This window comes from Lactobacillus johnsonii ATCC 33200, assembly GCF_000159355.1.
In the GTDB taxonomy this organism is placed as follows: domain Bacteria; phylum Bacillota; class Bacilli; order Lactobacillales; family Lactobacillaceae; genus Lactobacillus; species Lactobacillus johnsonii.
Genome location: NZ_GG670120.1, coordinates 769147 through 786189, shown reverse-complemented (window position 1 = coordinate 786189; position 17043 = coordinate 769147). Strand labels below are relative to the sequence as shown.

Genomic DNA, 17043 nt, shown 5'->3' with positions numbered 1-17043 from the left:
GAACTGCGTGATTGTAGTTCTTTTCTTTTATGAATAAAGGAGTTTTCAGATGGCACAACGTGATTATTATGATGTGCTGGGTGTTGATAAAAATGCTAGTGAAAGTGATATTAGTAAGGCATATCGTAAGCTAGCAAAAAAATATCACCCAGACTTAAACCATGAACCTGGTGCTGAAGAAAAATACAAAGAAGTAAACGAAGCATATGAGGTTCTCCATGATAAACAAAAAAGAGCTCAATATGATCAATTTGGCCAAGCAGGCGTAAATGGTCAAGGTGGCTTTGGTGGTCAAGGTTTTGGCGGTTTTGGTGGCCAAGGTGGATACTCATCCCAAGGCTTTGGTGATTTTGGCGATATTTTCGGTGATATCTTTGGCTCAGCATTTGGCGGAGGCAGAAGTCGTGTAGATCCAACTGCACCGCAAAAAGGTCAAGATTTAGATTATACAATGACGATTGACTTTATGGATGCAATCAAGGGTAAAAAGACAGATATTACCTATACTAGAAGTGAAGTTTGTCCTACTTGTGACGGCTCTGGTGCTGAAAAAGGTACTCATCCAATTACATGTGATAAATGTCATGGCAGTGGAGTAATGACGGTAACTCGTCAAACACCACTTGGTGTTATTCAACAACAAACTACTTGTGACAAGTGCGGAGGACGCGGAACAATTATTGAACATCTATGTCAAACTTGCCATGGTCAGGGCACCGTCGACAAAAAGCAGACTCTTCAAGTTACTGTTCCAGCTGGTATTGATAATGGACAACAGATTCGTTTAAGTGGTCAAGGCGAAGCTGGAAAAAATGGTGGTCCTTACGGTGACTTGTACATTGTATTTAGAGTTAAACCAAGCAAAGAATTTAGAAGAAATGGTACAACTATCTATACTGAAGCTCCAATTTCATTTGCTCAAGCAGCTTTAGGGGATAAAATTCGTGTAAATACAGTTCATGGTCCAGTTGATTTAACTATTCCGGCAGGAACTCAACCTAATACTAACTTTAAATTACGTGGTCAAGGTGTACCAAAAATAAATGGTACAGGCAATGGAGACCAAGAAGTAACGGTTAAAGTAGTTATTCCAAAGAAGATTAATGATAAGCAGAAGGAAGCTTTGGTTGATTACGTTAAAGCTGGTGGCGGTAATATTTCCCCACAAGAAAAGAATTTCTTCGAACGTTTAAAAGATAAGTTAAACGGAGAATAAAAGTGAAACGTATATCTCTATAAGTCTTGAGGTATGCGTTTTATTTTTGTAATAAATAATTACTTCAATATGCATTAAGAATTTTATCTAGTCGTAGGCCTTTGATATAATTAATAAAGCGAAAAGGGTGAGAACATGGATATAAAAAAATTACAAGATTATCAAAAACATATTCGAAATTTTTCAATTGTTGCCCATATTGATCATGGAAAATCAACGATTGCAGATCGTATTTTAGAATTAACAGATACTGTTTCTGAACGTCAAATGAAAAATCAATTACTTGACGATATGCCACTAGAACGGCAACGTGGTATAACTATTAAGCTAAATTCTGTAGAAGTAAAATACCACGCTAAAGATGGTGAAACATATATCTTTCACTTAATTGATACCCCGGGTCACGTAGACTTTTCATATGAAGTTTCAAGATCTTTAGCGGCCTGTGAGGGGGCACTGTTAGTAGTGGATGCCACTCAAGGTGTACAAGCACAAACTTTGGCTAATACTTATTTAGCTATTGATGATGACTTGGAAATTTTACCAGTTATTAATAAGATCGATTTACCATCAGCTGATCCCGAGATGTGTAAAAACGAAATTGAAGAGATGATTGGTCTTGATGCCTCGGATGCAGTAGAAGTGTCAGGAAAAACAGGTCAAGGTATCCCTGAATTACTAGAAGAAATTGTGAAAAAAGTACCTGCACCTGACGGTGACCTCAATGCCCCATTAAAGGCTTTGATTTTTGATTCAAAATATGATGATTATCGCGGTGTTGTTTTATCTGTTCGAATTGAAGAGGGAACAGTTAAACCAGGCGATAAAATTCGTATTATGAATACTGGAAAAGAGTTTGAAGTAACAGAAGTAGGTGTTTCAAGCCCACATCCAGTTAAAAAAGATATGCTTATTGCTGGGGACGTAGGATATTTAACTGCTAACATCAAATCAGTTCGTGAAACTCGTGTTGGTGATACCATTACTAGTGCTGAAAATCCAACTGAAAAGCCACTTCCAGGTTATCGTCAAATTCCACCAATGGTTTACTCTGGTATGTATCCAGTTGACAATCAAAAGTATGATGATTTGAAAGAAGCGCTTCAAAAGTTACAATTGAATGATGCTGCCTTAGAATTTGAACCTGAAACATCTCAAGCTTTGGGCTTTGGTTTCCGGTGTGGATTTTTAGGATTGCTTCATATGGACGTTGTTCAAGAACGACTCGAGCAAGAGTTTGGCATGGATTTAATCATGACCGCACCAAGTGTAGACTATCATGCTATTATGAACGACGGATCAACTAAGTTGATTGATAACCCAGCTGATTTGCCTGATGCTGGTGCATATAAGGAAGTTCAAGAGCCTTATGTTAAAGCAGAAATTATGGTGCCAAATGATTTTGTGGGACCAGTAATGGAATTATGTCAGCGAAAGCGCGGCGAATTTGTAACTATGGATTACTTAGATAAGTATCGAGTAAATGTTATTTACAATATGCCATTAGCCGAAATTATTTATGATTTCTTTGATGAATTAAAATCTTCAACTAAGGGCTATGCATCCCTTGATTATGAAATAACCGGTTATCGTGCAACGGACTTAGTTAAGATTGATATGCTTCTTAATAAGGAACCTATCGATGCCCTCAGCTTTATTGCACACCGTGAAGAAGCACAAAATCGTGCTCGTCAAATGACGACAATGCTTAAGAAACTGATTCCGCGTCAGAACTTTGAAGTTGATATTCAAGGGGCCATTGGAGCTAAAATTATTTCTCGTGCAACAATTAAACCATATCGTAAAGATGTTACTTGGAAGATTCATACCGGTGACCCTGATCGACGTGCAAAATTGCTTGAGAAACAGCGTCGTGGTAAAAAGAGAATGAAAGCAGTTGGTAGAGTAGAAGTGCCTCAAGATGCATTTATGGCTGTTTTAAAAATGAACGATGACGACATTAAAGGTAAATAAATAACATGACTTTATAGACGTACCAAGGCTTTTGGTGCGTCTTTTTTTGATTAAAATAAAATCTACCTAAAGTCTACGTAAAATCTATCGCTAAGGTAATTGATATTCTTTTTCTAAATTTGTGTTAGAATTTATAACGGTATCAATTAATTAAGGAATAGAAAAATGGCACAAACAAAGAAAAATAATTCTAAGAAAACTTGGATCATTAGAATTGCTGCAATTATTTTATTAATTATCGGATTAGGGATGATTTTCAATAGTCAGATCCGAGATATGATGGTTAGACAAAATCAAACGACTGCCTTAAAAAAGTTGAATAAAGAAACTGTTAAAAAGAATCAAAAGAAAAAAGGAATGTTTGATTTTTCTAAGGTAGAGGAAATCGACTTTGGTCAAGTAACAAAGTCGCGTGTCAATAATACAGCGGATGCAATTGGCGCGATTGCGGTTCCCAGCGTAAACATGTACTTACCAATTATGAAAGGGTTAAGCGATGATGCCATGTCAACTGGCGGAGGAACTATGAGACCTGATCAAGTGATGGGAAAGGGAAACTATCCGTTAGCTGGACACTATATGACTGCTAAGGGAGTATTATTTTCACCACTAGAAAACACTAAAATAGGCGAAAAAGTATATTTGACTAATCTAGATAAGATTTATGTCTATCGAATATATATGAAAAAAATTGTTGATCCAACAGCAGTTTGGCTAGTGGATAATACTAAGCAGAATATTGTTACTTTAATTACCTGTGCTGATGGTGGGGTTAATCGCTGGGCAATTAGAGGAAAATTAATTGCGGAAGAACCAGCAACGGACAAAAATCTTCAAATTTTCAAGCTTAAATAAAGGGATTTACTTCTTAATGAAAGGAAGTAAATCCTTTTTAACTTTTGCTATAATAGAAACTTAGATGTTTATAGATGATTTAGGTGAACTAGAAAATAATGAAATGGCAACAAAGACAAGCAAATAATTTAGATGAAGGATTAATTAAGGATTATGGTTTAACTGATATTCAAGCTAAACTTTTTGCTTTAAGAGGGATAAATACTGCAGAAAACTTAGATTTTTGGTTAAATGCGGATGAAAATGACCTAGCTGATCCTTTTTTGATGCATGATATGGAAAAGACAATTGATCGAATTAATCAAGCAATTGATAATGGTGAAAAGATAACCATATATGGTGATTATGATGCGGATGGGATCACAGCAACTAGTATCATGATGGATACTTTGGAAATTTTGGGTGCCGATGTTCATTTTTTTATTCCCGATAGATTTAAAGATGGTTATGGACCAAACATGACTCGCTATCAAGAGATAGTAGAAGATGGAACTAAATTAATTATTACTGTTGACAATGGTGTAACTGGTGTAGAAGAAATAAAGTACGCCCAAGAACATGGTGTCGATGTAATTTTAACTGATCATCATACTTTTCAAGATCAAAAACCAGCAGCTTTCAGTACTGTTCACTGTAATTATCCTGGTCAGAAATATCCATTTGATGATTATTGTGGAGCAGGGGTTGCGTATACAATTTGCCGTGCATTAATGCAAGATACAATGCCTGAGCTATTAGATTTGGCCATGATTGGAACAATTGGCGATATGGTAAAAGTTACTGGTGAAGGCCATATTATTGTAAAACGTGGTTTAGATATTCTGAATCAAACTGAACGACCAGGATTACGCGCTTTGATTAAACCAGCAGGTTTAACTATGGGCCAAATTACGGCAACAGATGTTGGCTTTAATATTGCACCTAGATTAAATGCTGTTGGACGTTTGGCAAATGCTAGTTTAGCCGTGGAATTACTTTTAAGTGATGATGAAGAACAAGCTGAAAAAATAGCTACTAGGATTGAAGAATTAAATAATGAGAGAAAAGAACTTACAAGTAAAGTTTATGAAGATTGTTTAGCGCAAGTTGAAAAGAATGGCTGGCAGCATCGAAATACTCTAGTTATTTATAATCCTGATTTTCATGAGGGTGTCTTAGGACTCGTAGCAAACAAAGTGGTCGAAAAGTTGCATAAACCTACTCTTGTCCTCACTAAGGATGAAGCAGGTGAATTAAAGGGATCTGGCCGATCAAGCAAGGGATTTAATTTATTTAATGCTTTAGAACCAATGAAGGAGGATCTTTTAGATAAATTTGGTGGTCATGATTTTGCTTGTGGTTTATCTTTCAAAGCCGACAAGATCGAAGAATTACGAGTACGCTTTGAGGATAGTTTTAAACCAAGTACTGATCTTGAGGTAAAAGATTTTGACTTTGAATTAAACTTAAAAGAGATAACGACTGATACCATAGCTGAGATTAATCTGGTTGGTCCATTTGGAACAGGTAATCCTGAACCAATTTTTAGTATTAGTGAGCCCCACATTAAGAGTCTATTTAAAATGGGAAAAGATAAAAATCATGTAAAGTTTACAGCAGAAAAAAATGCGGGGAAGCTTACAATTGTCGGTTTTAACAAGGGATTTTTAAATCAAACATTACTTCCTTTTATTAAAGAACTTTACGTTACTCTTTCTCTTAATAGTTGGAAAAATATTTCGAATGTTCAAGGGATGCTAGCGGGGATTGAATATGGAGCTCCAAAATTAGCTGTTTTTGATCAAGTAATTGATATGCGGCAAGAAGACTATGTGATGGGATTTGCTGATAAGTATTTGATTTTTGATAAAAAGATTATTCCGTGGGCTAGGAATGGATTAGGGATCCCAGAAGAAAAGATTAGTCTAGCAAAAGATTACAATGGAGATTCTGAAGTAGTGGCTTTACTAGATACACCACGCAATCAAATGGAGCTAAATATTGCTTTGGAGAAAAAGTATCAGCAGCTTTATTTACGCTTTTTATTTGATCAATTACCAATTAATACTTTGCCAAGTAGGGATGCTTTTGGTGCAACTTTAAAATATATCTATACACATCCAAACTTAAGTATTGATGATTACCAGGCTGTATCTTCTTATCTTGGCTTAGATTATCAAGCTGTTTTATTTATTTTACGTGTATTTTTTGAATTGAATTTTGTTTCATTTACTGATGGAAAAATTATCGGGAATAAGAACCCTGAAAGTAAAAAACTAACTGCTTCAAAATATTTTAATAGTATAGCCGCTCAGATAAAATTTACTAATCAGTTAAGAACGATGCCATCAAATCAATTGATTAATTATGTTAAACAATATTTGAAGTGATCATTACTAGTTATAAATTATTAAAAAGTTCGGTTTAAGCCTGATTTTAAAGCAAAAATTTGGTAAAATATACAAGTCAAAGACCGCTAGGTCTAATTTTTCAATGAGAGTCTAAAATGGAGGTTTCTCTTTAAATGGCAATTGATTTTAAAGAACACATTGCAAGTGTACAGGATTTTCCAAATAAGGGGATTGTCTTTCGCGATATCACCCCAATTTTGCAAGATGGGAAATTATATCGCGCTGCTACTCATGAATTAGCTGATTATGCTAAAAGTCGTGGAGCAGAAGTAATTGTTGGACCAGAAGCCCGTGGATTTATTGTTGGCTGTCCTGTTGCAACAGAATTAGGAGTTGGTTTTGTACCAGCTCGTAAGCCTCATAAGTTGCCACGCGAAGTAGAAAGTGCTTCTTATGATTTAGAATATGGTTCTAATGTCTTAGAAATGCATAAAGATGCAATTAAGCCAGGTCAAAAAGTTGTAATCTGTGATGACTTGATGGCAACTGCTGGTACTCTTCACGCAACTAAGGAATTAATCGAAAACTTAGGTGGAGAAGTAGTAGGGGCAGCATTTTATATTGAATTAACTGATCTTAAGGGAAGAGAACAATTCCCAGATTTAGACATATATTCACTAGTGAAATACCATGGTGCTTAATGCTTGAAAGGAGCTCAATCGAGTTCCTTTTTGTTTTGCTTATTTTTAATCTCTTTTGTATTAATTTAACAAAAAGCGCATAATAGTTAATGTTTGTATGAAAGAGGGAGAGTTTTAGTTTTTTATGAAAAAAGACAAATCAGTCAAAATTGGATTAAAGAGTCTAGTTTTGATGATCTTTTCAGCTATTTTTGGCTTTAGTAATTCTTTGACAGCCTATTATCAAATGGGTTATGCAAGTATTGTGTGGTATATCATAACTGCAATTTTATTCTTTTTACCATCAGCTTTAATTTTTGCCGAATATGGTGCAGCTTTTAAAGGAATTAAGGGCGGAATTTTTTCTTGGCTTAAAGGCTCAGTTAGTGAAAAAACAGCCTTTATCGGTACTTTTATTTGGTTAGCTGCTTGGGTAGTTTGGCTTGTGTCATCGACACAATTTTTCTTAGTATCGGTATCAACAACCATTTCAGGCCATGATACTACTCAAAGCTGGCACTTTTTAAATTTGACATCAACACAACTTTTAGGAATTTTAGAAGTAGTATTTTTAGTAGTCGTAACATTCTTTGCTGCTAAAGGTGTTGATAAAATTGCAGCTGTAAGTAACGTTGGAGGCTTTTTTACTTTAGCCATTACAATTGGTTTTACTTTGGTATCAATTTTAGTATTCTTTTTGAATCACGGGAAGTTAGCAGAACCTTTAACAGCGCAGTCACTAGTTCATTCACCTAATCCGGCTTTCCAATCTCCAATTGCCATTGTGTCTTTCATTGTTTATGCCTTGTTTGCTTACGGTGGTCTAGAAACATCAGCTGGTGTGATTGATTCAGTAGATAAACCTGAAAAAACGTTTCCTAAGGCTTTAATTACTGCAATGATTTGGATGACGGCACTATATGTTTTAAATATTTTGATGTGTGGTGTAGCTGCTAATTGGAGCAGCCAATTAAGTGGTAAAAATGTTGATTTGGCTAATGTTGAATATGTTTTAATTAACAATTTGGGAGTTGAAACAGGTAAAGCATTTGGACTTTCTCATTCAGCATCATTAGCTTTAGGATCTGCTTTTTCCCGTTTTGCTGGATTAGCTGACGTCTTAGCAGGAATTTCAGCAGCATTTTTAATGGTTTATTCACCTGTTAAGTCCTTTATTGAAGGATGTGATCCAAAACTTCTGCCTAAATCCTTAGTTAAATTAAATCGACACGGAATGCCAGAGCGTTCAATGTGGCTCCAGGCTGTTATTGTTAGTGTCATTATTTTATTTATTTCATTTGGTGGTAATGCAGCTGGACAATTCTATACTATTTTAATGGATATGATGAATGTTTCTTCATCTGCCCCGTACTTATTCCTGATTGGTGCATATCCATTCTTTAAGATGAAAAAAGATATCGATCGTCCATTTATCTTTATTGAGGGTAAAAAACGTGTGTGGGCTGTAACAATTGTTGTTTGGCTTGTAGTAGCAGTAGGGATCGTCTTTACTTGTATTGAGCCATTATTTACTGGTGATTATGCAACTTCATTCTGGACTGCTATTGGACCAGTGGCATTTGGTATTATTGCTTGGATATATTATTCATATCAAGAAAGAAAAACTGTTACTGTAGTTGATGAAGAAGAATAAATAAGAAAAAAGGAGACATACTCAACTAAAAATTGAGGATGTCTCTTTTTTTTATAAAATTGGTGATAATAATCTTGAAAAGTATTGTTTAAATTTACGCCAATGAGATTGTTTGTCAAAGTACTCTTTTGTGAGTAAAGTTGACTCTTTTAAATCTTCTTCAAAAATTTCTTTTAATTCCTTGGTGAGAGCGGGGCTATATGTAAAAGCATTTACTTCAAAGTTTAGTTGATAACTACGAAAATCTTGATTTGCCGATCCGACTGAAGCAATATTAGAACCGCTAACCATAGTTTTCGCATGAATAAATCCATTATCATATTTATAAACTTTAACTCCTTGATTAACTAGGTACTTTGCGTAGTATTCGGTTGCCCGGTAGACAAAGGGATGATCAGGCATAGAAGGAATCATAATTCGTACATCAACACCACTTTTTGCTGCAATAATTAAAGCCTCTAGGATTGAATCACCTGGAATTAAGTAGGGAGTTTGAATGTAAACGTAATTTTGTGCTTGAGCAATTATTTCTTCATAACCTCGCCGAATACCAAAATGACTATTATCTGGTCCAGATGAAACAATTTGCATTGGTACCAAGTCTTTAGATTGAACTACTTTTAATTTAAATGTTTCAATTAAGTTATCAATATTATATTTTGGAAGATGAGATTTACGGCAACTCGTATTCCAATCCATTGCAAAGCGAATTTCCATTAATAAGGCTGCTTGTCCTACTACGCGTAAGTGGGTATCACGCCAGTGTCCAAATTTCTTACTTCGGTTAATATATTGATTGCCAATATTGAACCCTCCAATATAGCCAATTTTATTATCAATGATTACTAATTTACGGTGTAAATGGTAATTAGCACGAGGAGTAGTAAAAAGGCGGTTTCCAGCTGTTGAAATGAAAGGCTGCGCTTCTCCTCCCAACTGACGAAGTTTTTTAAAAAAAGATGGTCGTGTACCACGCGATCCGCTTGCATCATATAAAACTCTAATTTTAACGCCACGACTGGCTGCTTTTTCTAAAGCTTGTAAGACCTGATTTCCTAATTGGTCATCATAAAATGTATAAAATTCTACATTAATGCTTCTTTTAGCTTCCTCAATATTTTTTATAAGATTTGGAAACAAAACTTGTCCGTCGATAAAAGTCTCAACTTCGTTATTAAAAGTTAAAAGGGCATCATCATTGTTTAAGTTTAGTTCTACTAACCGTCTTGCACGTGGATTTTGAGATTTACTTGGCAGCAAGTCATGGATTCGTAATAGCCTATTTTGTTCATTAAGAAAATGATCACGGATTTTTTTCTGTTCAGTTTCAATTGAGAAAATATCATCGTGTGATAATTGTCGGCCAGTAAATAAATACAAAACAAATCCAACATACGGTAAGATACATAAAATCAAAAGCCACGCCCAAGTAGAAGCAATGTCACGATGACTACGAAAAACAGTCCAAATTGCTAGCCCAACATTAATTAACCAAAGAATTTCGATTATCCTTCTAATTATGTCCCAAGTTAAAATCATTAGAATTCTCCCCAAAAAGTTTATAATATATAATTCTACCATACCGACGAATATACAAAATGTAGTGTTTGTATTTACCAATACACAAAATATATGGTATTTTAAGATGAAGACGTGGAATAGAAAGAAGAAATAAAATGGCAACTTTAGAGCAACCATATTTAGATTTACTAAGTAAAATAATGAATGAAGGGCATGACAAGGAAGATAGAACTGGAACAGGTACTAGAAGCCTGTTTGGAGCCCAAATGAGATTTGATTTAAATGATGGTTTTCCGATTTTAACTACTAAAAAAATACCTTTTGGACTTATTAAGAGCGAATTATTATGGTTTTTACGAGGAGACACTAATATCCGTTTTTTGCTAGAACATAATAATCACATTTGGGATGAATGGGCCTTTAAAAACTGGGTAGAGAGCAGTGAGTATCAGGGTCCAGATATGACTAATTTTGGTCTTAGAAGTCAAGAGGACCCAGAATTTAAAAGGATATATCAAGAAGAAATGCAAAAGTTTGATCAAAAAGTCCTGGAAGATCAAACTTTTGCAGAAAAATATGGAAATTTGGGAGATGTCTATGGCGCTCAATGGAGACATTGGCAGAAGCGTGAAGGTGGCTTTATTGATCAAATTCAAAATGTAATTGATCAAATTAAGAAAACACCTTATTCTCGTCGTTTAATTGTTAGCGCATGGAATCCAGAAGATGTACCAACATCCGCTTTGCCTCCATGCCATGTCTTGTTTCAGTTTTATGTTAATGACGGGCGTTTAAGTTTACAACTGTATCAAAGATCAGGTGACATGTTTTTAGGTGTACCGTTTAATATTGCGAGTTATGCTTTACTAGTAAATTTAATTTCGCGTGAAACTGGTTTAAAGCCGGGTGAATTTATTCATACCTTAGGGGATGCTCATATTTATAAAAATCACTTTAACCAAGTTAAAGAATTACTGAATCGATCTGCATATGACGCTCCTATGCTTTGGCTAAATCCGGATAAAAAATTAGTACAGGATTTTGAAATGAAAGATATCAAGTTAATTAATTACCGGCATCATGGCACTATTAAGGCGCCGGTAGCCGTTTAAGTGTTGAGGAAAGAACAATGATTAGATTTATTTGGGCAGAAGATGAAGATGGACGTATTGGTTACCAGGGTGCTTTGCCCTGGCATTTGCCCGCTGATTTAAAACATTTTAAAGAGCTGACTAGTAATCATATTATCGTTATGGGACGAAAAACATTTGATAGTTTTCCAGGATTACTTCCTAAAAGAAAACATATCATCCTTTCTACTAATCCAATTTTGCAACGTAGATATCAAGATAATTCACGAGTTAAAGTTTTTTCACAAATTAAACAGTTGAAAAATTGGATCGAAGATCACACTGAAGAAACAATTGATATTATTGGGGGTGCTGAAGTTTTTAAAGAATTTAAGGATGAGGTAGATATTCTTGAAAAGACAAAAATTCACCATATATTTAAGTGTGATACATGGATGCCGGAACTAAAGTATGAAGACTTTAAATTAGTAAATTCCGAAAGTCATCATCCAGATGAAAATAATAAATTTGATTACGACTTTTTAGAATATAAAAGAATATAAGAAGATTCACTTATATAAATTTAGAAATGCTGATAGCTATTACTTTTTTGTAATGGTATCAGCATTTTTATGTATTTGGTTACCGGTAACAATTAATCATGTATTGAAAGCATTTTCACTCTTGCTTAATATAAAACTATTGAAAGCGCTTAGCTAAAAAGTGAGGGAGAAAATTATGGATGAAAATAACAAAGTATCTGGCTTACCAGAACTTGCAAAAAGTGTGATCTGGATGATTAATTTTGGTTACTTAGGTATTCAAATTGCTTTTACTCTTGAAACATCACAAATGAGTCGAATTTTTCAAACCTTAGGAGCTGATCCAACGAAGTTAGGGTGGTTCTTTATTTTACCGCCTTTGGCTGGGTTAGTGGTACAGCCAGCTATTGGATCATTCTCTGACCGAACTTGGGCTCCAAAACTTGGTGGAAGAAGATTACCTTACTTATTAATTGGGATGATCTTCGCAGTGATTATGATGTTATTTTTACCAAACATTGGGAGTTTAGGCTTAGGATATGGCTCTATTGAAGCATTAGTATTTGGAGCTATTGCAATTGCAATTTTAGATGTAGCAGCAAATATGGCTATGCAACCATTTAAAATGATGATTGGTGATATGGTTAATGATGAGCAAAAATCATATGCATATGGTATCCAAAGTATGCTTTCAAACTCAGGTGCAGTAATTGCAGCATTTTTCCCATTTCTATTAACAGTTTTAGGAGTTGCTAACACTGCTAAAAAGGGTATAGTACCTCAATCAGTTGTAATTTCATTTTATGTAGGAGCCGCAATACTTGTCATTACAAGTTTGTTAACCGTAACAAAAGTTCATGAATATGATCCAAAAACTTATGCTCGTTATCATGGTATTAAAGAAGAAGATAACAAAGAAGGCGGAAACTGGTTTGAACTGTTAAAAAAGGCACCTAAAGTTTTCTGGCAAGTTTTATTAGTACAATTATTTTGTTGGTTTTCATTCCAATATTTATCAACTTATGCTACAGGTGCAATTGCAGAAAATGTGTGGAAAGTAACCGACCCATCTTCGGCTGGTTATCAATTAGCCGGAAACTGGTTTGGGGTTTTAACAGCTGTTCAATCAATTGCCGCAGTGATATGGTCATATGTTTTGGCAAAGGTGCCAAATGACCATCATAAGTTTGGATATGGTATTAGTTTATTGTTAGGAACAATAGGATATGGTTCTATCTTCTTTGTCCATTCTCAAAATATTTTGATTGTGTCATTTATTTTAATTGGAATTTCTTGGGCGGCTATGAACACTTATCCACTAACTATGGTTTCTAATGCCTTATCCGGTAAACACATGGGGACGTATTTAGGGTTATTTAATTGTTCCATTTGCTTACCTCAGATAATTGCTTCATTATTAAGTTTTATACTATTTCCACTAATGAATTATTCAATGCCAGCAATGATGTTGACTGCAGGAATTTCGGGTATTTTAGCAGTAGTTTGTGTGCTGTTTATTAAGGAAACTTATAAAAACTAAAGCTTATTAAAAATAGGTTACTCTGATAAACATATCAAAGTAACCTATTTTTCTATGGATTTAGTATATTTTATTACTTGTTTTTCATAATTGGTTGATAGAATAAATCAATTATAATTGCTGCAACTAAGGCCACAATTATGGTTAAGGCAAGATTTGCAAAGCTAATTTGAGTCATAGCTAAACCAAATAATGCTAAAGCAAAAGTTAGCAAGACATCAATAATTTGAACTATAGCAACTGATTTTGATGGAGCTGACTGCCAGAAAAATTTTCTAGTTCTAGTAATTAATACAATCAACATTGCACTTAAAACTAGGTAAACATAAACCATTGTAGAAACAGTTCCTTGAGCATAGTGGTGAGATACAAGGTACCAAACAAATCCAAAACCAATTACAGTCCATCCTGCAGCAAGAGAGAAAGCAATCTTAGCTAATTTAAGCATATTCCAACTTTCTGGCTTATAGGTAATATGCGTATTGTCGGTTCCGATCATCATAGTTACCATATTATTCATAATGGTATAAATAACCATTGCATTTAATGCCATTGGAATATAGTTAAAGCATAGGTAACCAAATGTTAAAAGCATTGTTAGTTCTGCTGTCCGAGATAATTTGGTTAATGACCAGGTTGTCATTCTTTGGTAAACTCGGTGACCAGCATCAAGAATTTTAACAATTGGGGTTAAACCATCTTCTAAGAGAACCATCTTACCACTTCGTTTAGCAACATCAGCAGCATTTGAAACGGCAATTCCAACTTCAGCTTGCTTTAATGCTGGAGCATCATTAACTCCGTCACCAGTCATCCCCACAATATAGCCATCTTTTTGGAATAGTTTAACCATCTTAAGCTTATCTTCCGGTAAAACGTCAGCAATTCCGGCTAAATCATTAACGTCAGTTTTATCATTGAAATCATGAATCGAGATAACTTTTCCTTTTAAGCCAACCTCTTTAGCAACAGCTTCTGCAGTTCTGCGGTTATCTCCAGTCAACATAATTGGTTTTATTCCGCGTTTTTTAAGTTCTTCTAGAGCTTTCTTTGAATCTGACCTGACTCTATCACGTAAAATGAATATTCCAGCTAATTTGTCATTAATTAGAACAGCAACTGAACGACCAGCAGTAAAATCAATATTTTTAGCTTCTTTATCAGCATTTTTATCTATTAAAGAAAGTTGCTTAAAAGAACCTAACTTAATATTGTAGTTACCAACAATAGCCATTGAATATCCGGTATCAGATGTGAAAGGGACAAATTTTTTCGGAGTATCAGGACTAATATCTTTTTCTTTTAGGTATTCATCAATGGCGGAATCAATGATACTAGGACTACGTTTATCAGTAGCTGCTCCAACTAAGGTAAGAATTTCTTCATTTGGAAGGTTGCTGAGATTGTCCCATTGAGAGACAGCTGTCTTGTTTTCAGTAATTGTTCCAGTTTTATCAAGTAGCAATAAATTTAAGTTTGCCGCATCTTGAATACCGGTTAAGTCAGATGTTAATACTCCTTCTTTACTTAGACGAGTTGCCTCAAAAGAATTAGATAAAGCAAATGTAGATGGCATAGCAACCGGAATAGAGGCGATAAACATCATGGCTAAGAATGGGAGCATTTCGATGACATTTTGTCCTCGAATCAATGCTGCGATTACTAAAATTAAAGTTAATACACCGTCCAAGAGACAGAGGTAATAGATAATTTTGGTTAATAGCTGTTGTAAATGACCAGGAGCAGCAGAATTGTTGATTAGATTAATGGTTTTTCCGGAACGGGAATTGCTTCCTGTTGCCGTTACTACTGCTAGGGCATCCCCATCAACTACTGTCGTGCCGGCATAGGCGGTGTCACCGACAGATTTTTTAATTGCTTTTGATTCACCGGTAATTGAGCTTTCATCAACTGTAATCTGCCCTTGAGCAATTTTTATGTCAGCTGCTAAAACATCTCCGCGTTTTAAGCTGATTAAGTCTCCGACAGCCAAGAATTTTGAATTTATTTGTTTCCATTTACCGCTTCTGTTTACAGAGACTGTTGGAGTTAGCTCATGAGAAATTGTATTTAGAACTCTGCGAGACTTTTTCTTTTGTGTAGCTCCATTAAAGGCTGCAAATAAAAGCATTAATAAAACAAATAAGGACTGGATCCATTTACCTAAAATACATTCTAATAATAAGGCTGCTTCTAAAATCCAGGCCGATAAGTTCCATAACTTGGACATAAATTCTTTAAAGAAATTAAATTCAGGTTCGGGAACTTCATTTAGACCATCTTTTTTAAGACGCTCTTCGGCCTGGGCATCGGTTAACCCTTGCAGTTCTTTATTTTCCATAAAAATCCTCCGTTAATTCTCTATTTTCTTAAAATATTTTAGCGCAGTTCTTGTTATTAAGAAAATATCAAATTAAGATAGGAGATATTAAAAATATAGATAATAAGTTAAAAGGTATTAATATGAATATTAAACAATTAAAATATTTTTTAGTGGTTGCTGAAGAGCGGCAGATTACGTCTGCTGCTAAAAAGTTATATATTGCTCAGCCACCTTTAAGTTATCAGTTAAAACAATTAGAAAAAGAAGTAGGGGTGCAGCTTTTTGTTAGAACTGCTCATGGGATAGAGCTGACAGAAGAGGGAAAAGTATTTCAAAAATATGCTGAAAAAATTGTTTCTCTGAGTATATCTGCTCAAAGCTAAATCTATCAAATTAAAGAGGGTGAATTAGGAAAAATTAGAATTGGGGTCATTTCTTCTTGTGGAGGAGTTGTTCCAAATGAACAATTTAAAAAATTAGTAAAATACTATCCTAATGTATCATTTGAAATACATGAAGCAAACACTTTTGGTATTGTTGAACAGCTACAAGATGGAATCTTAGATTTAGGAATAGTAAGGACACCTTTTAATCTTGAAGGACTAAATTTTAAAGATTTTCATCAAGAACCCATGGTAGCAGTGACAAGAGAGGAATTTTTTGAAAGGAGAGAAATTAGACATCTTAGTGAATTAAAAGATAGTCCGATAATTTTATACCGAAGATTTCAAGAAATATTCAATCGTAGTTTTCGGCACCAGGGAATAAGGCCGTTCTATTCAGTAACTTGTGATGACGCAAGAACGGCAATTCACTGGGCCGATGAAGGCTTAGGGATAGCTTTAGTTCCGGAATCGATTGCCCTTACTTATGCAAAAAGTAAGATTATCCCAGTAAAGCATACTAACTGGATTACCCACTTAAATTTAGTATGGCGTAAAGATAGAGAAGTGACGCCACTAATGGAAAAGATTATTGAAATGTTTTAAATTAAAAAAGCCAACCACTTTTGGTTGGCTAAAAATCTAATTATGTTTAACAATTTTATAGTTTAGATAACGCTCAACAGCCTGGCGTATCAACTTGATTTTGCGGGGCTTGTAAATAATGATCTTTGCCATAATACGAGTCCTTTCATTATCATTGGTATAGCTTTAAGATACAGAAAAACTATGAAAGAATGATGACTTTTTAAAGATTAATTTTAGAATTAGTTATTTTGTATTTACCATTTATTTTTTAATTGCTATAATAAAACGTTGTAGTTGGAGAGTTGGCAGAGTGGTAATGCACCGGACTCGAAATCCGGCGAACCGGCTTATACCGGCGCGCAGGTTC

The 17043-nt window shown here is 34.7% G+C and carries 11 protein-coding genes and 1 pseudogene; 10 read left to right on the top strand and 2 right to left on the bottom strand.

Going from position 1 to position 17043, the window contains the following annotated elements; translation table 11 throughout:
• Positions 1-49: 49 nt before the first annotated feature.
• From dnaJ to yjeM, 6 genes are all read left to right on the top strand, one after another.
• Positions 50-1216: a molecular chaperone DnaJ gene (dnaJ, locus tag HMPREF0528_RS03790; RefSeq protein ID WP_004895246.1), complete on the top strand. Its 1167-nt coding sequence runs from the start codon at positions 50-52 to the stop codon at positions 1214-1216.
• A gap of 135 nt (positions 1217-1351) precedes the next feature.
• Positions 1352-3190: a translation elongation factor 4 gene (lepA, locus tag HMPREF0528_RS03785; protein WP_004895245.1), complete on the top strand. Its 1839-nt coding sequence runs from the start codon at positions 1352-1354 to the stop codon at positions 3188-3190.
• Positions 3191-3355: 165 nt separating this feature from the next.
• Positions 3356-4045, top strand: coding sequence for a class A sortase (locus tag HMPREF0528_RS03780; RefSeq protein WP_004895244.1), 690 nt, complete (start codon positions 3356-3358; stop codon positions 4043-4045).
• 98 nt (positions 4046-4143) lie between these two features.
• Positions 4144-6414: a single-stranded-DNA-specific exonuclease RecJ gene (recJ, locus tag HMPREF0528_RS03775; RefSeq protein ID WP_004895243.1), complete on the top strand. Its 2271-nt coding sequence runs from the start codon at positions 4144-4146 to the stop codon at positions 6412-6414.
• Between the two features lie 134 nt (positions 6415-6548).
• Entirely contained in the window at positions 6549-7076 is a 528-nt protein-coding gene (locus tag HMPREF0528_RS03770) for an adenine phosphoribosyltransferase (protein ID WP_004895242.1), read from the top strand.
• A 124-nt stretch (positions 7077-7200) separates the two neighbouring features.
• A complete protein-coding gene (yjeM, locus tag HMPREF0528_RS03765; RefSeq protein ID WP_004895241.1) occupies positions 7201-8709 on the top strand; it encodes a glutamate/gamma-aminobutyrate family transporter YjeM in 1509 nt (502 codons plus the stop codon).
• 51 nt (positions 8710-8760) lie between these two features.
• Here the strand turns inward: yjeM and cls are convergent, their stop codons facing one another.
• A complete protein-coding gene (cls, locus tag HMPREF0528_RS03760; protein WP_034525130.1) occupies positions 8761-10248 on the bottom strand; it encodes a cardiolipin synthase in 1488 nt (495 codons plus the stop codon).
• Positions 10249-10385: 137 nt separating this feature from the next.
• Between cls and HMPREF0528_RS03755 the strand changes: the two genes are divergently transcribed.
• From HMPREF0528_RS03755 to HMPREF0528_RS03745, 3 genes are all read left to right on the top strand, one after another.
• Complete coding sequence (locus HMPREF0528_RS03755) at positions 10386-11342, top strand: thymidylate synthase (protein WP_004895239.1); 957 nt, start codon at positions 10386-10388, stop codon at positions 11340-11342.
• Positions 11343-11359: 17 nt separating this feature from the next.
• The gene (locus HMPREF0528_RS03750; RefSeq protein WP_004895238.1) at positions 11360-11863 is read left to right on the top strand and encodes a dihydrofolate reductase; all 504 of its coding nucleotides are present in this window, start codon (positions 11360-11362) and stop codon (positions 11861-11863) included.
• 175 nt (positions 11864-12038) lie between these two features.
• Positions 12039-13382, top strand: a complete 1344-nt coding sequence (locus HMPREF0528_RS03745; RefSeq protein WP_004895237.1) for an SLC45 family MFS transporter — start codon at positions 12039-12041, stop codon at positions 13380-13382.
• Between the two features lie 73 nt (positions 13383-13455).
• On the opposite strand, the gene HMPREF0528_RS03740 is transcribed toward HMPREF0528_RS03745, so the two are convergent.
• Entirely contained in the window at positions 13456-15723 is a 2268-nt protein-coding gene (locus tag HMPREF0528_RS03740; RefSeq protein ID WP_004895236.1) for an HAD-IC family P-type ATPase, read from the bottom strand.
• A gap of 122 nt (positions 15724-15845) precedes the next feature.
• On the opposite strand from HMPREF0528_RS03740, the pseudogene HMPREF0528_RS03735 reads away from it, so the two are divergent.
• A pseudogene (locus tag HMPREF0528_RS03735) lies at positions 15846-16694 on the top strand (LysR family transcriptional regulator).
• The last annotated feature ends 349 nt before the right edge of the window (positions 16695-17043 follow it).